Source organism: Enterobacter sp. QK-SA4, from assembly GCF_056856775.1.
In genome coordinates this window covers 349,713-366,480 of sequence record NZ_JBXFXH010000007.1, presented here as the reverse complement: position 1 = coordinate 366,480, position 16,768 = coordinate 349,713, and the positions used below count along the sequence as shown (strand labels likewise).

The window sequence follows — 16,768 nt, the reverse complement described above, 5'->3', positions numbered from 1 at the left end:
ACTACAGTCGCCCCTGCCCCTTCAACCATTCCCGTACCAGGAACAGCGCGCTCACGTTGCGAGCCTCATTAAAGTCAGGGTCTTCCAGCAGATCCATCAGGTGCGCTAGGGGCCAGCGAACCTGCGGCAGCGGCTCCGGCTCATCCCCTTCCAGCGATTCAGGATAGAGGTCTTCAGCCACCACAATATTCATTTTGCTGGAAAAATAGGACGGCGCCATGCTCAGCTTTTTCAGGAATGAAAGCTCATTCGCACCAAAGCCCACCTCTTCTTTTAGCTCGCGGTTTGCCGCTTCAAAGACAGTTTCACCCGGGTCGATAAGCCCTTTCGAGAACCCAAGCTCGTAAGATTCCGTTCCCACAGCGTATTCGCGGATCAAAATCAGATGATCGTCGACAATGGGAACAATCATCACCGCTTCGCGCGAAGAGGGGCGCATACGTTCATAAACGCGACGCACACCGTTGCTGAACTCCAGGTCCACACTTTCGACATTAAACAGGCGCGATTTGGCGACAGTTTCTACATTCAGAATGGTGGGTTTTTGTAGTGGTTTGCTCATCTTGATGGGTCTTAGCAGTGAGAACTGGCGTTATTGTGCGATATGCCGCACGGTTTCGGCAATGTCAATCGCTCTTTATTTACATTTATGCAACGTAACTGGGATCAATCCTCAATTCAAAACAAATGTCAAGAGGTTGAAATGTTTCCAGGAATTTGCTGATATCGCGCCATAACAGGCTTTGCTATCATCACCGGTCACTGGGATGCGCTTCAGAATGCTCAAGTTCGACTCCATACTTGCCGATAGCCAGCCACAGACTCTCATTCAATGTAAAGGTGCTACTGACTACACCTGTAAGAAGATAAGTAAGATGGGGAAAGCATGAGCACCATTTTGATTGTTCTCGCTGCTATGCTGGCCGGCGCGTTTGTTGCAGGATGGTTGTACAGGCGCCGCGTACAGCGCCGTTATCGTCTGCCCTTTTTAAATGCATTTGCGGGTGCGAGCACGCGTAAACTCACGCAGGACGAGCGCGATGCGGTTGAAAACTATCTCGAAATCCTGAACCGTACCCAGTTAACGCCTGGCCCAACGGGAGCCACTGCTGCGCCCGTCGCGCTAAAGCTTAATGCGCAAAGTGATACCGTGCTCTGCGTGACGCGCTCCATCACGCGCTATGGCATCACGACTGATGACCCCAACAAATGGCGCTATTACCTTGATTCCGTCGAAGTGCATCTGCCCCCGTCCTGGGAGCAATACATTAATGACGAAAACAGCGTTGAGCTGATTCACACCGATTCATTGCCTCTGGTTATCACGCTTAACGGCCATACGCTGAATGAATACCTTCAGGAAGCCCCGCGTTTTGCGCTGGAACGCGCGAGTTCAACACAGGCGTCCATTCGTGGCGAAGAGACAGAGCAGATCGAACTGCTGAACATTCGCCAGGAGACGCATGAAGAGTATGCCCTGAGCCGCCCGGACGGCATCCGTGAAGCCATTCTGATCGTTGCTGCCTTCCTGCTCTTTTTTATCTGCCTGCTCACGCCGGATGTGTTTGTCCCCTGGCTGGCTGGCGGCGCGGTGCTGCTGCTGGCCGGCGGGCTTTGGGGTCTCTTTGCCCCGCCGGCCAAAACCTCGTTGCGCGAGATCCACTGCCTGCGCGGGACGCCAAAGCGCTGGGGCCTGTTCGGTGAAAACGATCAGGAGCATCTCAACAATATCTCGCTCGGTATTATCGACCTGATCTATCCGCGCCACTGGCAGCCATGGATCGCGCAGGACTTAGGGCAGAAAACCGATATTGATATCTACCTTGACCGCCACGTTGTGCGCCAGGGGCGCTTCTTATCCCTGCATGATGAAGTTAAAAATTTCCCGCTTCAGCACTGGCTACGCAGTACGGTCATTGCCGGCGGCGCCGCGCTGGTCTTAGCCATGCTGCTGCTTTTCGTGCCGCTGGATATGCCCATTAAATTCACCCTGTCGTGGATCAAAGGGGCGCAAACCATTGAAGCGAGCAGCGTCAATAAACTGGATGAAGCCGGTGTACGCGTGGGGGACACGCTGCGCCTGAAGGGGACCGGGATGTGTAATATTCACACGCCGGGGGCGTGGAACACGCGTCAGAACTCGCCGTTCATGCCGTTCGACTGTTCGCAAATTATCTGGAACGACGCGCCGCCGCTGCCGCTGCCGGAATCCGAAGTGGTGAACAAGGCCACGGCGCTCACCCAGACGGTTAACCGCCAGCTGCACCCGAAACCGGACGATGATTCGCGCGTCAGCCCCGCGCTGCGCTCGGCCATTCAGAAATCAGGCATGGTTCTGCTGGATGATTTTGGTGACATCGTCCTGAAAACGCAGGATTTATGCTCCTCTCAGGATGAGTGCATACGCCTTAAAAACGCCCTGGTAAACCTGGGGAACAGCAAAGACTGGGACTCGCTGGTGAAACGCGCCGAAGCGGGACGACTGGATGGCGTTAATGTCCTGCTGCGTCCGGTGAGCGCTGAATCGCTGGATAACCTGGTCGCCACCTCGACGTCGCCGTTCATGATGCGCGAGACCACCCGTGCGGCTCAGGCGCTGAACAGCCCGGCGCCGGGCGGCTTTGTAATAGCAAGCGATGAAGGCAGCGACCTGGTCGATCAGCCCTACCCGCAGGTTGCGCTTTATGACTACCCGGCTCAGGAGCAGTGGAGCCAGTTCCAGCGCCTGGCGCAGATGCTGATGCAAACGCCGTTCAGCGCCGAAGGGATTGTCACGAGTATTTATACCGACGCCAACGGCACTCGCCATATCGGCCTGCATCGGATGCCGGATAGCGCAGGCTTGTGGCGTTACATCGGCACCTCTCTGCTGATGACCGCGATGCTGATCGCCATTTTCTGGAACGGCTTTATGGCCCTGCGCCGCTACCAGCGCTCGCGCACCCGGCTTGCCGACATCCAGCAGTATTATGAAAACTGCCTCAATCCTAAGCTGATCCCCTCGTCTGAGAGCCTGATCTGATAACGTCGTTGCGCGGCAAGATGTGCTACCCTGTCGCGCACGTTTCTTCTGGCTGGAGTTCCCCCTTATGCATCTTGATATCGCCTGGCAGGAGGTAGATACCGTTCTGCTGGATATGGACGGTACGCTGCTCGATCTCGCCTTTGATAACTATTTCTGGCAAACGCTGGTTCCAGAAACCTATGGCGAGCAGCAGGGGATCTCCCCGGCAGAAGCGCAGGCATTCATTCGTTCGCAATATAGCGCGGTGCAACATACGCTAAACTGGTACTGTCTTGACTACTGGAGCGAGCGCCTCGGTTTGGATATTTGTGCCATGACCACCGCCCAGGGCCCGCGCGCCGTTCTGCGCGAGGACACCGTGCCCTTTCTGGATGCGCTGAAAGCCAGCGGCAAGCGCCGTATTTTGCTGACCAACGCGCATCCACATAATCTGGCGGTGAAGCTGGAGCATACGGGTCTGGCGTCGCACCTTGATTTATTACTTTCCACCCACACATTTGGTTATCCGAAAGAGGATCAGCGGTTGTGGCATGCGGTGAGGGAAGAGACGGGTTTGCAGCCAGAACGTACGCTGTTCATTGATGACAGCGAGCCCATTCTGGATTCTGCGGCAAGGTTTGGCATTCGCTACTGTCTGGGCGTGACCAATCCTGACACTGGCCTGGCTGAAAAAAGCTATCTGCGCCACCCTGGGCTGAACGACTATCGCCAGATGATCCCCTCACTGACCGTGAAGGAGACGCCATGAAAGAAAAACCCTCTGACGGGGTAAGACTGGATAAATGGCTGTGGGCAGCGCGTTTTTACAAAACACGCGCCCTTGCCCGCGAGATGGTTGACGGCGGAAAAGTGCATTACAACGGCCAGCGCAGCAAACCGAGCAAGCTGGTTGAGCTGAATGCCACCTTAACGCTGCGTCAGGGCAACGATGAACGTACTGTGGTGATTAAAGCCATTACCGAACAGCGTCGACCCGCAGCGGAAGCCGTACTGCTTTATGAAGAAACGGCGGAGAGCATTGAAAAGCGCGAGAAGACCGCGCTGGCGCGCAAAATGAACGCGCTGACGATGCCCCACCCGGACCGGCGACCGGATAAAAAAGAGCGCCGCGATCTGATGAAATTTAAACACGGTGAGACTGATTAACCTCACCCGCACGAGAGATGAAAATGGCCCAACACGACCAATTACACCGCTATCTGTTTGAACAATTCGCCGTGCGCGGCGAGCTGGTCACCGTATCCGAAACCTGGAAACAGATTCTGGAAAACCACAACTACCCGCTGCCGGTGAAGACCCTGTTGGGCGAACTGCTGGTTGCCACCAGCCTGCTGACGGCGACGCTGAAGTTTGCCGGTGATATCACCGTGCAGCTGCAGGGTGACGGCCCGATGACGCTGGCGGTGATCAACGGCAATAACCAGCAGCAGATGCGCGGCGTGGCGCGCGTTCAGGGCGACGTGCCTGAAAATGCAGACCTCAAAACGCTGGTGGGTAATGGCTACCTGGTGATCACCATCTCCCCTGAGGAAGGCGAGCGCTATCAGGGCGTGGTGGGTCTGGAAGGCGATACCCTGGCAGCCTGCCTGGAAGATTACTTCATGCGTTCTGAACAGCTGCCGACGCGTCTCTTCATTCGTACCGGTGAAGTGGACGGTCAGCCTGCTGCGGGCGGCATGCTGCTGCAGGTTCTGCCTGCGCAGGACGCGCAGACCAATGACTTTGAGCACCTGGCAACGCTGACCGAAACCATCAAAGCGGAAGAGCTGTTCAACCTGTCGGCGACCGACGTGCTGTGGCGTCTGTACCACGAAGAAGAAGTGACGGTTTACGATCCGCAGTCCGTGGAATTTAAGTGCACCTGCTCCCGCGAGCGCTGCGCTGGCGCGCTGAAAACCCTGCCGGATGAAGAGATCGACAGCATCATGGCGGAAGACGGCGAAATTGATATGCACTGTGACTACTGCGGTACGCACTACGTGTTCAATTCGATGGATATCGCTGAGATCCGCAATAACGCCTCCCCGGCGGATCCGCAGGTTCACTAAACCCCTTTCCCCTCACCCTAACCCTCTCCCCTTTGGGAGAGGCTGGTGTGAGGGGCAAAAACCCCCGCTTAAGCTGAATCGTTTTCCTTATGTAACTCTTACGTAATTTTCTTACGTGTATGCGATTACATTCACATTCTTTCCGATAAAATCACCACTCTTTAACCTTTTCGGAACATTTTCCCCAACCAAAAAGCGATTCCTGCGATAATCCGCCTGCGCTGTGACTGGAGTCGCAGCGTTTTCCGTTAGTAAGGGTTTTGTCCAGATGCGTAAATCTATGAGCCCCGTCGCGGTTAACAACCTCAGAAAAACCCTACAATTTCAGGCAGTACATATTGGCTAAGGAGCAGTGATATGCGTGTTACTGGTTTAACCCCGCAAGATCTCAAGGCTTATGGTATTCACGACGTCCAGGAAATCGTCTACAACCCCGACTACGATACGCTGTATCAGGAAGAGCTCAATCCAGCACTGGAAGGATACGAGCGTGGTGTGTTGACGAATCTTGGTGCTATCGCCGTCGATACTGGTATCTTTACCGGTCGTTCGCCGAAAGATAAGTATATCGTCCGAGACGAAACCACCCGCGATACGCTGTGGTGGGCTGACAAGGGCAAAGGGAAGAACGACAACAAACCGCTCTCCCCGGAAACCTGGCAGCACCTGAAAGGGCTCGTCACCCATCAACTTTCCGGCAAGCGTCTGTTCATTGTCGACGCTTTCTGCGGCGCTAACGCCGATACCCGTCTCTCCGTGCGTTTTATCACTGAAGTGGCCTGGCAGGCGCATTTCGTGAAAAACATGTTTATTCGTCCAACCGACGAAGAGCTGCAGGATTTCACCCCGGATTTCATCGTGATGAACGGTGCGAAATGCACTAACCCACAGTGGAAAGAGCAGGGTCTGAACTCCGAAAACTTTGTGGCCTTCAACCTGACCGAACGTATCCAGCTGATCGGCGGTACCTGGTACGGCGGCGAAATGAAGAAAGGGATGTTCTCGGTCATGAACTACCTGCTGCCGCTGCGCGGTATCGCCTCCATGCACTGCTCGGCTAACGTCGGTGAAAAAGGCGACGTGGCGGTATTCTTCGGCCTGTCCGGCACCGGGAAAACTACCCTGTCCACCGATCCAAAACGTCGCCTGATTGGCGATGACGAACACGGCTGGGATGACGACGGCGTATTCAACTTTGAAGGCGGCTGCTACGCGAAGACCATTCGCCTGTCTGAAGAGGCCGAGCCGGATATCTTCCACGCGATCCGTCGCGATGCGCTGCTGGAAAACGTCACCGTGCGTGCCGACGGCTCCATCGACTTCGACGATGCGTCGAAAACGGAAAACACCCGCGTCTCTTACCCGATCTACCACATCGACAATATCGTGAAGCCTGTGTCAAAAGCGGGTCATGCCACGAAGGTCATTTTCCTGACGGCGGATGCGTTCGGCGTGCTGCCTCCGGTGTCTCGCCTGACGGCCAGCCAGACGCAGTACCACTTCCTCTCCGGCTTCACCGCCAAGCTGGCGGGTACCGAGCGTGGCGTGACGGAGCCAACCCCAACCTTCTCCGCCTGCTTCGGCGCGGCTTTCCTGTCGCTGCACCCGACGCAGTACGCTGAAGTGCTGGTGAAACGCATGCAGGCATCCGGCGCGCAGGCCTACCTGGTGAACACCGGCTGGAACGGTACCGGCAAACGTATCTCTATCAAAGATACCCGCGCGATTATCGACGCCATTCTGGATGGTTCTCTGGACGACGCCGAAACCTTTACGCTGCCGATGTTTGACCTGGCGATCCCAACGTCGCTGCCGGGTGTGGATACGCATATCCTCGACCCACGCAACACGTACGGTTCTCCGGAGCAGTGGCGCGAGAAAGCGGAATCGCTGGCGAAGCTGTTTATCGAGAACTTCGAGAAGTATACCGATACCCCGGCGGGTGCTGCGCTGGTGAGCGCAGGACCGAAGCTGTAGGTAAAAACAAAAAGGCAACGAAAGTTGCCTTTTTTAATGTTTTCTCCCTCTCCCCGTGGGAGAGGGGCGGGGTGAGGGCATCAGACCGCAGAGACCGCATTTTGTCGGGTGGCGGCTTCACTTTACCCGACCTATAAAAAAGGGTGGCAATTGCCACCCTTTTTTTAACTCTCTTTCACCTGCCCCCGCGTCACCGGTACCGGCAGCCAGGCGCGAATGCTCAGCCCACCCCGCTCGCTGGTGCCAATCTCCAGCAGTCCGTTGTGGTTATCGATGATACGCTGAACAATTGCCAGACCTAAGCCCGTGCCGCTGGTGCTGCGCGCGCTGTCGCCGCGCACAAACGGCTGAAACAGATGCTTACGCTGCTCGGGCTTGATGCCCGGACCGTCGTCTTCCACCTGGAACCAGGCGCGGTTGAGTTCAGACCCGCTGCTGACTTTAATCCAGCCATTGCCGTAGCGCGCCGCGTTGACCACCATGTTCGCCACCGCGCGCTTAATGGAGAGCGGGTGCATGCGTACCTGAATTTCACCGGCCTGCAGGTCGGTATCAATCTCCCGCTCGTAGCCGCTTTCCGCCGCCACCACCTCGCCCAGCACCGCGTTCAGATCCGCCATCTCCATCGGCATCTCCTGCCCGGTGCGCAGGTAGTCGATGAACTGCTCGATGATGGCATTACACTCTTCGATGTCTTTGTTGATGGACTCTGCGAGATAACCGTCCTCTTCCCCCATCATCTCCGTCGCCAGACGAATACGCGTCAGCGGCGTGCGCAGGTCATGGCTTACGCCCGCCATCAGCAGCGTACGATCGTCCGCCAGCTGCTTCACGCCTGCCGCCATATGGTTAAACGCGCGCGTCACCGAACGGACTTCCGAGGCGCCATATTCGCGCAGCGGAGGTGGAATAATCCCTTTACCGACCTGCAGCGCGGCGTGCTCCAGGTCGACCAGCGGTCGGTTCTGTATACGGATAAATAACCACGCGCCGCCTATCGCCAGCAGCATAATCGCCAGGGTGTAGCGGAACAGCGGCGAGAAGTCGCCCTGATGGATTTCGGTCAGCGGAACGCGCACCCAGATATTGGGTGACAGCCAGGTTTTCAGCCAGACGACGGGCGAGCTTTTGTTGACCTCAACGCGCACTTCCGTCGGGCCGCCCAGCTGCTGCGCCATCTGCTGGCTGAGAAATTCGTAGTGCTGCGCCCAGCGCAGGCCAGCGTCTTCCGCCGCTTCGTTGGAGTAGAGCGAAATGCCCAGCTCACGGTAGATTTCACGGCGAAACGCCGGGGGAACGACGAGCTGCGTGCCGTCCTCCAGCTGCAGTTTATCGGTCATCAGCATACGGACTTCGTAGGCCAGGACCTTATTAAACTGCTGGAGGCTCGGCAGGATCGCAAAGTTCAGCACCACCAGATAGGTCGTCACCAGGCTGACGAACAGCAGGGTGACGATCAGTAACAGGGTGCGGGCAAACGAGCTACGCGGCGAGAAGCGCATTCGCCTCATGCTTTAGAGCCGTCCGGGACGAACACGTAGCCCAGACCCCATACGGTCTGAATATAACGAGGATGAGCAGGATCTTCTTCCACCATGCGGCGCAGGCGGGAGATCTGCACGTCAATGGAGCGTTCCATTGCGGAGTATTCGCGACCGCGCGCCAGGTTCATCAGCTTGTCACGGGAAAGCGGTTCACGCGGGTGGCTGACCAGCGCTTTCAGTACCGCAAACTCGCCGCTGGTGAGCGGCATTGGCTCATCTTCACGGAACATCTCGCGCGTGCCGAGGTTCAGCTTGAACTTGCCGAAGGCGATGACGGCTTCTTCCTGCGACGGTGCACCAGGCAGTTCGTTCGCCTGACGGCGGAGAACAGCGCGAATACGCGCCAGCAGTTCACGCGGGTTAAACGGTTTTGGAATATAGTCGTCCGCGCCGATTTCGAGGCCCACGATACGGTCAACTTCCTCGCCCTTCGCCGTCACCATGATGATCGGCATCGGGTTGCTCTGGCTGCGCAGACGGCGGCAAATAGAAAGCCCGTCTTCGCCAGGCAGCATCAGGTCGAGAACCATCAGGTGGAAAGATTCACGGGTCAGCAGACGGTCCATCTGCTCAGCGTTCGCGACGCTACGAACCTGGAAGCCCTGCTCGGTCAGATAACGTTCCAGCAGCGCGCGCAGGCGCATGTCGTCATCCACGACCAGAATTTTGTAGTTCTCTTGCATTGTGTGTACTCCCAAAGGTTCGGATAGTCTTTGTAACAGCGTATTCTAAAAAAGTGCACGTATTCGACCAGTTAATTCTGGTATAAATTCTAGTCGAAATTGTTACAAAGCATATTTAACAGCAGCTTATCTGCTCATTTCATCACATAAATCATTATTAATCCTGTCTGTTACACTGTGTGGTACGTATTGTGCGCAAGACAGTTAACCGGCAGGCAGCAAAGGCTTTACCATGAAAACGCCCCTGATCACCCGCGAAGGGTACGAAAAGCTTAAAAAAGAGATGGATTACCTCTGGCGCGAAGAGCGTCCTGAAGTCACCAAAAAGGTAACCTGGGCGGCAAGCCTGGGCGATCGCAGCGAAAACGCTGACTACCAGTACAACAAAAAGCGGCTGCGCGAAATTGACCGCCGGGTTCGCTATCTGACGAAGTGCCTCGAGAATCTCAAAATTGTCGATTACTCCCCGCAGCAGGAGGGCAAAGTGTTCTTCGGCGCGTGGGTGGTGATTGAAAACGACGATGGCGACACCCTGCGTTTTCGCATTGTCGGCTACGATGAAATTTTTGGTCGTAAGGATTACATCTCCATCGACTCCCCGATGGCCCGCGCGCTGCTGAAAAAGGAAGTGGGCGATCTGGCCGTCGTTCAGACCCCTGGTGGTGAAGCCAGCTGGTACGTCAATGAGATCGTCTACGTAAAATAGTCCGAGAGCGCCCTCCCCGGCTGGCATTTTGCCGTGTCAGCCCGTATAACTATCCCCTGATTTTTCGACTCAACAGATGATAAAGCCATGATGAAAGATTCGCTCTGCCGCATTATTGCGGGTGATATTCAGGCCAGAGCCGAACAGGTAGAAGCTGCCGTTCGCCTGCTTGATGAAGGGAACACCGTGCCGTTTATTGCACGCTATCGTAAGGAAGTCACCGGCGGTCTGGATGACACGCAGCTGCGTAACCTGGAGACCCGTCTGGGCTATCTGCGCGAGCTGGAAGAACGTCGTCAGGCGATCCTCAAATCCATCGGCGAACAGGGCAAGCTGACCAGCGAGCTGGAAAGCGCCATCAACGGCACCCTGAGCAAAACCGAACTCGAAGATCTCTATCTGCCGTACAAACCGAAGCGCCGCACGCGCGGGCAGATTGCGATTGAAGCGGGTCTTGAGCCGCTGGCCGACCTGCTGTGGAACGAGCCGTCCCACGACCCGGAAACCGAAGCGGCGAAATTCATCGACGCCGACAAAGGCGTAGCGGACACCAAGGCCGCCCTCGACGGCGCGCGCTACATTCTGATGGAGCGCTTCGCCGAAGACGCCGCCCTGCTCGCTAAAGTGCGTGATTACCTGTGGAAGAATGCCCACATCGTCTCTACCGTCGTCGCGGGTAAAGAGGAAGAAGGCGCGAAATTCCGCGACTACTTCGATCACCACGAACCGATCTCTACCGCCCCTTCACACCGCGCGCTGGCGATGTTCCGCGGCCGCAACGAAGGCGTGCTCCAGCTCTCCCTGAACGCCGACCCGCAGTTTGACGAGCCGCCGAAAGAGAGCCACTGCGAGCAGATCATTATCGACCATCTCGGCCTGCGCCTGAACAACGCCCCGGCGGACAGCTGGCGCAAAGGCGTGGTGAGCTGGACCTGGCGCATCAAGGTGTTGATGCACCTCGAAACCGAGCTGATGGGCACCGTGCGCGAGCGCGCCGAAGATGAAGCAATCAACGTCTTCGCCCGTAACCTGCACGACCTGCTGATGGCCGCCCCTGCCGGCCTGCGCGCGACCATGGGTCTCGATCCGGGCCTGCGTACCGGCGTGAAGGTCGCTGTGGTGGACGGCACCGGCAAGCTGGTGGCGACCGATACCATCTATCCGCACACTGGCCAGGCAGCGAAAGCGGCCGTCGTGGTGGCGGCGCTGTGCGAAAAATACAACGTGGAGCTGGTTGCCATCGGCAACGGTACGGCCTCACGCGAAACCGAGCGTTTCTACCTCGACGTGCAGAAGCAGTTCCCGAAAGTGACGGCGCAGAAAGTGATCGTCAGCGAAGCGGGGGCATCCGTCTATTCCGCGTCCGAGCTGGCGGCCCAGGAGTTCCCGGACCTGGACGTTTCCCTGCGCGGTGCGGTCTCTATCGCTCGCCGCCTGCAGGATCCGCTGGCGGAGCTGGTGAAGATCGATCCGAAATCCATCGGCGTGGGCCAGTATCAGCACGACGTGAGCCAGACTCAGCTGGCGCGCAAGCTGGATGCGGTGGTGGAAGACTGCGTAAACGCCGTCGGCGTTGACCTGAACACCGCCTCCGTTCCCCTGCTGACCCGCGTGGCGGGCTTAACCCGCATGATGGCGCAGAACATCGTCGCCTGGCGTGATGAGAACGGCCAGTTCCAGAACCGTCAGCAGCTGCTGAAGGTGAGCCGTCTGGGGCCAAAAGCCTTTGAGCAGTGTGCAGGCTTCCTGCGAATCAACCACGGCGATAACCCGCTGGATGCCTCTACCGTTCACCCGGAAGCGTACCCTGTGGTGGAACGCATTCTGGCCGCCACCCAGCAGGCGCTGAAAGATCTCATGGGTGACAGCAGCGCCCTGCGCAACCTGAAAGCCGTTGATTTCACCGACGACAAGTTTGGTGTCCCAACCGTCACCGACATCATCAAAGAGCTGGAAAAGCCGGGCCGCGATCCGCGTCCTGAGTTCAAAACGGCGACCTTTGCTGACGGCGTGGAAACCATGAACGACCTCCTGCCGGGCATGGTGCTGGAGGGCGCGGTGACCAACGTCACCAACTTTGGCGCGTTTGTGGATATCGGCGTGCATCAGGACGGCCTGGTGCATATCTCATCCCTCGCCGACAAGTTCGTTGAAGACCCGCACACCGTGGTTAAAGCGGGTGACATCGTGAAGGTCAAAGTGCTGGAAGTGGATCTGCAGCGCAAGCGTATCGCGCTGACCATGCGTCTGGACGAACAGCCGGGCGACACCAGCGCGCGCCGCGGCGGCAATGGCGGTGGCCGCGAGCAGCAGCGCCCGGCCGCGAAAGCGGCAAAACCGCGCGGACGTGATGCTCAGCCTGCAGGCAACAGCGCGATGATGGATGCGCTGGCGGCAGCGATGGGTAAGAAACGCTAAGGCTGTCAATGCCCCTCACCCTAACCCTCTCCCCAAGGGGAGAGGGGATCGCACGGTGCGGTCTTTTCCCCTCGTCCTCATGGGTGGGGGGAATAAATTCATATCGAAATATATGAAACCGATTGCATAGCCATATTTAAACCACGAATTATCACCCCGTTAACAAATACTCCCCTTTTCGTTTTCCAGGCAATTCAGCAAATATTGAGCCAGGTCAAACAGGCCGTAAATTAATACCGCAAACAACATTCCGTCACAGTTTTAATATTGCTGATAAAAACTATTCTCATTATCATCCCATAGTAGATAATTTAACCTTTCGTGGAATCAGGCGTTATGCAATTCACTCCAGACAGTGCATGGAAAATTACCGGTTTTACCCGCGAAATTAGCCCGGCCTATCGGCAAAAGCTGCTGTCGCTGGGCATGCTGCCCGGCTCGTCATTCCAGGTCGTGCGCGTGGCGCCGCTGGGCGATCCGGTTCACATCGAAACCCGCCGCGTAAATCTGGTGCTGCGTAAGAAAGACCTCGCGTTAATAGAAGTCGAAGCCTTATCCCGATAACAAGCCAGCGGTTTCAGTGAGTCTAAAAAAATGAAAAAGTTAACTATTGGCTTAATTGGCAATCCTAATTCCGGCAAGACCACCCTTTTTAACCAGCTGACCGGCGCACGCCAGCGCGTGGGCAACTGGGCGGGCGTGACGGTTGAGCGTAAAGAGGGCCAGTTCACGACAACGGACAACCAGGTGACGCTGGTTGACCTTCCCGGCACCTATTCGTTAACCACCATTTCGTCGCAAACTTCGCTCGATGAGCAGATTGCCTGCCACTATATTCTTGGCGGCGACGCGGACCTGCTGATCAACGTGGTCGACGCCTCCAATCTCGAGCGTAACCTTTATCTGACGCTGCAGCTGCTGGAGCTGGGGATCCCCTGCATTGTGGCGCTCAACATGCTCGACATTGCGGAGAAACAAAAGCTGCGTATCGACGTCGATGCCCTCTCCGCGCGCCTGGGTTGCCCGGTCGTTCCGCTGGTCTCGACGCGCGCTCGCGGTATTGATGCGCTGAAGCTGGCCATTGACCGTCACCAGGGCAATCATGACATTGAGCTGGTGCATTACGCGCAGCCTCTCCTGCGCGAAGCCAACGTGCTGGCGCAGGAAATGGACACCGGTATGCCAGCAAAACAGCGCCTGTGGCTTGGCCTGCAGATGCTGGAAGGGGATATCTACAGCCGCGCTTACGCCGGGCATGCGGCCGATAAGCTGGACGCCACGGTGGCCCGTCTTAGCGACGAGCTGGACGACCCGGCGCTGCACATCGCCGATGCACGTTACCAGGCCATCGCCTCGATTTGCGACGTTGTCAGCAACGCCCTGACGGCAGAGCCCAGCCGCTTTACGGCGGCGGTGGACAAGGTTGTGCTTAACCGCTTCCTCGGTTTGCCCATCTTCCTGCTGGTCATGTACGTGATGTTCCTGCTCGCCATTAACATCGGCGGCGCCCTCCAGCCCATTTTCGACGCCGGTTCCGTCGCGGTCTTCGTCCACGGGATTCAGTGGGTAGGTTACACCCTGCACTTCCCGGAATGGCTAACCATCTTCCTCGCGCAGGGGATCGGCGGCGGTATCAACACCGTTCTGCCTCTGGTGCCGCAGATCGGCATGATGTATCTGTTCCTCTCGTTCCTGGAAGATTCCGGCTACATGGCGCGCGCCGCGTTCGTGATGGATCGTCTGATGCAGGCGCTGGGTCTGCCGGGTAAATCCTTCGTCCCGCTGATTGTCGGCTTCGGCTGTAACGTGCCGTCGGTGATGGGCGCACGCACCCTGGATGCGCCGCGTGAACGTCTGATGACCATCATGATGGCGCCGTTTATGTCCTGCGGTGCCCGTCTGGCCATTTTTGCGGTCTTTGCCGCAGCCTTCTTTGGTCAGCAGGGCGCGCTGGCGGTCTTCTCGCTCTACGTGCTGGGAATCGTGATGGCGATCCTCACCGGTTTAATGCTGAAGCACACCATCATGCGCGGTGAAGCGTCACCGTTTGTGATGGAATTGCCGGTGTACCACGTCCCCCATCTGAAAAGCCTGGCGATCCAGACCTGGCAGCGCCTGAAAGGCTTCGTCCTGCGCGCCGGTAAGGTGATTGTCATCGTCAGTATTTTCCTGAGCGCGCTGAACAGCTTCACCCTGAGTGGACAGGCAGCGGATAACATTAACGACTCTGCCCTCGCCTCCGTCAGCCGCGTCATCACGCCGGTCTTCAAACCGATTGGCGTGCATGAGGATAACTGGCAGGCAACCGTCGGCCTGTTCACCGGCGCGATGGCAAAAGAGGTGGTTGTCGGTACCCTGAACACGCTCTACACCGCTGAGAACATTCAGGAACAGGACTTTAATCCGGCAGAGTTTCATCTCGGTCATGAACTGCTGGGTGCCGTAGAGGAAACCTGGCAGAGCCTGAAGGACACCTTTAGCCTGAGCGTGCTGGCGAACCCGATTGAGGCCAGCAAAGGTGACGGCGAAATGGCGACGGGTGCCATGGGCGTGATGGGCGAGAAGTTTGGCAGCGCGTCCGCGGCCTACAGCTACCTCATCTTTGTTCTGCTCTACATTCCGTGCATCTCCGTGATGGGGGCGATTGCCCGCGAGTCCAGCCGCGGCTGGATGGGCTTCTCTATCCTGTGGGGATTAAACATTGCCTACTCGCTGTCGACGCTCTTCTATCAAACCGTTAACTTCAGCCAGCATCCGCGCTACAGCCTGGTCTGCATTCTCGCGGTTGTGCTGTTTAACGTGTTAGTGCTCGGCCTGCTGCGGCGTGCGCGCAGCCGCGTCGACATCGACCTGCTGGCAAACCGTAAAACCGCCGCAACCTGCTGCAGCAGCCCGGCGGGCGACTGTCACTAAGGAGCAACCTATGGCATCGTTGATTCAGGTTCGTGACCTGCTGGCACTGCAAGGGCGAATGCAGGCGAAACAGCTGAGCCTCAGCCTGCATACGCCGCAGCCGATGATCGATGCCATGCTGGAAAGACTGGAAGCCATGGGGAAAGCGGTGCGGATTCAGGAAGAGCCGGACGGCTGTCTTTCCGGCAGCTGTAAAAGCTGTCCGGAAGGAAAGGCCTGCCTCAGGGAGTGGTGGGCGCTGCGTTAATAAAGCCGGGCATCGCTGCCCGGCTTTATTATATTACTTGTAGACGTCCGCCGTTGCGCGCACGTTTTTGGTCTGCTTTTCAGCGCTGGTGACGACGTAGTACGTTCCGCCCAGCTCATCCGCTTTCTTCGACAGCTCTTTTCTCGCGTCCATCGGCGCGGTGGTGTCAGACGTAGAAATCTCACCAATTTTCGTCAAATTCATGCCGGCAACTTTATCTTTTTCCAGCTCTTTTGCCGCAAAGACGCCAAATGACAGTGACCCAATAACCAGAGAAGTGACAATACCTGTAACAAGTTTCATAGCCTGACTCTCCATAGGATTGTTGTTTTGATTATCGTAGGCAGAACAACCGCAACGACATCTGGAGTATGGTTGCGGTGTGTTATTTTTTCCAGGATGGATAGAAAATAATCAGTCGAAACGTTGACTTAACGCAATGAGCGCTGAACAAAATTCCGTCGGATGAGAGATAAACGGGGCATGTGCGGCTTTGGCAACGATCTGCGATTCGCTGTCCGGCCAGAGCGAATCCAGCAGCGGAACCACTTTGCGCGGCACAATCCCGTCGAGATAACCGTAGATACGCAGGTGCGGCACCGTCAGAGCTGCCAGCGGTTCGCGCAGGTCAACCGTTTTCAGGAGCTCAAGACCGCCGTTAAGCACCTCAACCTCCGGCATCGGCAGCGAAAGCACGGTCTGCTTCAGCGTTCGGGCATCCTTACGCGCGGTGTCAGTGCCCATTGTCTGCAATGCCAGGAACCGCTCTACGGTCCGCTGGAAATCTTCGCTCAGCTGCTGCTGGAAGCCCGCCAGCACGTCAGGCTTGATCCCCGGCCACTCTTCCTGCGCGCTAAAACAGGGCGATGACGCCACCGTCACCAGCGCTTTTACGCGGTCAGGCCGCGACAGCGCAATCTGGCTCGCCACCAGCCCGCCCAGGCTCCAGCCCAGCCAAACCGCGTTTTGCGGCGCAGCGTCCAGAACCTGCTGCGCCATCTCATCAAGCGACAACGCGCCATACCCGCGGCTGCGGCCAAAGCCGGGTAAGTCCACCAGATGCAGCGTGAAATGCGAGGCAAGTTCCTCTCGTATGCAATGCCATATCTCCGCGTTCAGGCCCCATCCGTGCAGCAGCACAAGATGGCAATTTCCTGTCCCTACGGTCTGCCACCACAGCGTCTTCATCAGTTACTGTTCTCTTTTT

15 protein-coding genes are annotated in these 16,768 nt (G+C 57.1%); 10 read left to right on the top strand and 5 right to left on the bottom strand.

From position 1 onward, the window contains the following. Position 1: 1 nt before the first annotated feature. Positions 2-562, bottom strand: a complete 561-nt coding sequence (gene nudE / locus AC1VYI_RS03175) for an ADP compounds hydrolase NudE (RefSeq protein ID WP_008503041.1) — start codon at positions 560-562, stop codon at positions 2-4. 324 nt (positions 563-886) lie between these two features. Here nudE and AC1VYI_RS03170 point away from each other — a divergent pair, with 324 nt between their 5' ends. The 5 genes from AC1VYI_RS03170 to pckA all read left to right on the top strand — a co-directional run bounded on the left by AC1VYI_RS03170 (position 887) and on the right by pckA (position 7,050). After that, positions 887-3,022 carry an intracellular growth attenuator family protein gene (locus tag AC1VYI_RS03170; RefSeq protein ID WP_047173946.1) on the top strand — a complete coding sequence of 712 codons (2,136 nt, stop codon included), beginning with the start codon at positions 887-889 and terminating at the stop codon, positions 3,020-3,022. Positions 3,023-3,089: 67 nt separating this feature from the next. Continuing rightward, positions 3,090-3,773 (top strand): GMP/IMP nucleotidase, encoded by a 684-nt coding sequence (yrfG, locus tag AC1VYI_RS03165; RefSeq protein ID WP_134867066.1) that lies wholly within the window; start codon positions 3,090-3,092, stop codon positions 3,771-3,773. Beyond that, positions 3,770-4,171, top strand: a complete 402-nt coding sequence (hslR, locus tag AC1VYI_RS03160) for a ribosome-associated heat shock protein Hsp15 (protein ID WP_029740483.1) — start codon at positions 3,770-3,772, stop codon at positions 4,169-4,171. The genes yrfG and hslR overlap by 4 nt, the downstream gene beginning before the upstream one ends. Positions 4,172-4,188: 17 nt before the next feature. After that, on the top strand, positions 4,189-5,073 hold the full coding sequence (gene hslO / locus AC1VYI_RS03155) for an Hsp33 family molecular chaperone HslO (protein ID WP_161495995.1): 885 nt from the start codon (positions 4,189-4,191) through the stop codon (positions 5,071-5,073). Between the two features lie 357 nt (positions 5,074-5,430). Continuing rightward, entirely contained in the window at positions 5,431-7,050 is a 1,620-nt protein-coding gene (gene pckA, locus AC1VYI_RS03150; protein WP_023309493.1) for a phosphoenolpyruvate carboxykinase (ATP), read from the top strand. A gap of 164 nt (positions 7,051-7,214) precedes the next feature. Here the strand turns inward: pckA and envZ are convergent, their stop codons facing one another. Together envZ and ompR are read right to left on the bottom strand one after the other, a co-directional pair. Then, positions 7,215-8,561, bottom strand: coding sequence for a two-component system sensor histidine kinase EnvZ (gene envZ / locus AC1VYI_RS03145; RefSeq protein ID WP_023309494.1), 1,347 nt, complete (start codon positions 8,559-8,561; stop codon positions 7,215-7,217). Continuing rightward, positions 8,558-9,277: an osmolarity response regulator transcription factor OmpR gene (gene ompR, locus AC1VYI_RS03140; protein ID WP_001157751.1), complete on the bottom strand. Its 720-nt coding sequence runs from the start codon at positions 9,275-9,277 to the stop codon at positions 8,558-8,560. The genes envZ and ompR overlap by 4 nt, the downstream gene beginning before the upstream one ends. A 232-nt stretch (positions 9,278-9,509) precedes the next feature. Between ompR and greB the strand changes: the two genes are divergently transcribed. The 5 genes from greB (at position 9,510) to feoC (ending at position 15,561) form a co-directional block, all read left to right on the top strand. Continuing rightward, on the top strand, positions 9,510-9,983 hold the full coding sequence (gene greB, locus AC1VYI_RS03135; RefSeq protein ID WP_047743476.1) for a transcription elongation factor GreB: 474 nt from the start codon (positions 9,510-9,512) through the stop codon (positions 9,981-9,983). Between the two features lie 87 nt (positions 9,984-10,070). Continuing rightward, entirely contained in the window at positions 10,071-12,401 is a 2,331-nt protein-coding gene (locus tag AC1VYI_RS03130) for a Tex family protein (RefSeq protein WP_045403361.1), read from the top strand. Positions 12,402-12,737: 336 nt separating this feature from the next. Then, positions 12,738-12,965, top strand: coding sequence for a ferrous iron transporter A (feoA, locus tag AC1VYI_RS03125; protein WP_008503050.1), 228 nt, complete (start codon positions 12,738-12,740; stop codon positions 12,963-12,965). 30 nt (positions 12,966-12,995) lie between these two features. After that, on the top strand, positions 12,996-15,314 hold the full coding sequence (feoB, locus tag AC1VYI_RS03120; RefSeq protein WP_023309497.1) for a Fe(2+) transporter permease subunit FeoB: 2,319 nt from the start codon (positions 12,996-12,998) through the stop codon (positions 15,312-15,314). Between the two features lie 10 nt (positions 15,315-15,324). Further along, the gene (gene feoC / locus AC1VYI_RS03115) at positions 15,325-15,561 is read left to right on the top strand and encodes a [Fe-S]-dependent transcriptional repressor FeoC (RefSeq protein ID WP_134867065.1); all 237 of its coding nucleotides are present in this window, start codon (positions 15,325-15,327) and stop codon (positions 15,559-15,561) included. A 33-nt stretch (positions 15,562-15,594) separates the two neighbouring features. On the opposite strand, the gene AC1VYI_RS03110 is transcribed toward feoC, so the two are convergent. Beyond that, a complete protein-coding gene (locus AC1VYI_RS03110) occupies positions 15,595-15,864 on the bottom strand; it encodes a YdgH/BhsA/McbA-like domain containing protein (protein WP_023309499.1) in 270 nt (89 codons plus the stop codon). Between the two features lie 111 nt (positions 15,865-15,975). After that, entirely contained in the window at positions 15,976-16,749 is a 774-nt protein-coding gene (gene bioH / locus AC1VYI_RS03105; RefSeq protein WP_134867064.1) for a pimeloyl-ACP methyl ester esterase BioH, read from the bottom strand. Positions 16,750-16,768: the final 19 nt, after the last annotated feature.

What these genes read in the sequence shown, in the direction of transcription:
- pckA (WP_023309493.1), top strand. Translation starts at nt 5,431, where the DNA reads ATGCGTGTTACTGGTTTAACCCCGCAAGATCTCAAGGCTTATGGTATT.
- bioH (WP_134867064.1), bottom strand. Translation starts at nt 16,749, where the DNA reads ATGAAGACGCTGTGGTGGCAGACCGTAGGGACAGGAAATTGCCATCTT.
- ompR (WP_001157751.1), bottom strand. Translation starts at nt 9,277, where the DNA reads ATGCAAGAGAACTACAAAATTCTGGTCGTGGATGACGACATGCGCCTG.
- hslR (WP_029740483.1), top strand. Translation starts at nt 3,770, where the DNA reads ATGAAAGAAAAACCCTCTGACGGGGTAAGACTGGATAAATGGCTGTGG.
- AC1VYI_RS03130 (WP_045403361.1), top strand. Translation starts at nt 10,071, where the DNA reads ATGATGAAAGATTCGCTCTGCCGCATTATTGCGGGTGATATTCAGGCC.
- AC1VYI_RS03110 (WP_023309499.1), bottom strand. Translation starts at nt 15,864, where the DNA reads ATGAAACTTGTTACAGGTATTGTCACTTCTCTGGTTATTGGGTCACTG.
- hslO (WP_161495995.1), top strand. Translation starts at nt 4,189, where the DNA reads ATGAAAATGGCCCAACACGACCAATTACACCGCTATCTGTTTGAACAA.
- feoA (WP_008503050.1), top strand. Translation starts at nt 12,738, where the DNA reads ATGCAATTCACTCCAGACAGTGCATGGAAAATTACCGGTTTTACCCGC.
- nudE (WP_008503041.1), bottom strand. Translation starts at nt 562, where the DNA reads ATGAGCAAACCACTACAAAAACCCACCATTCTGAATGTAGAAACTGTC.
- yrfG (WP_134867066.1), top strand. Translation starts at nt 3,090, where the DNA reads ATGCATCTTGATATCGCCTGGCAGGAGGTAGATACCGTTCTGCTGGAT.
- envZ (WP_023309494.1), bottom strand. Translation starts at nt 8,561, where the DNA reads ATGAGGCGAATGCGCTTCTCGCCGCGTAGCTCGTTTGCCCGCACCCTG.
- AC1VYI_RS03170 (WP_047173946.1), top strand. Translation starts at nt 887, where the DNA reads ATGAGCACCATTTTGATTGTTCTCGCTGCTATGCTGGCCGGCGCGTTT.
- feoC (WP_134867065.1), top strand. Translation starts at nt 15,325, where the DNA reads ATGGCATCGTTGATTCAGGTTCGTGACCTGCTGGCACTGCAAGGGCGA.
- greB (WP_047743476.1), top strand. Translation starts at nt 9,510, where the DNA reads ATGAAAACGCCCCTGATCACCCGCGAAGGGTACGAAAAGCTTAAAAAA.
- feoB (WP_023309497.1), top strand. Translation starts at nt 12,996, where the DNA reads ATGAAAAAGTTAACTATTGGCTTAATTGGCAATCCTAATTCCGGCAAG.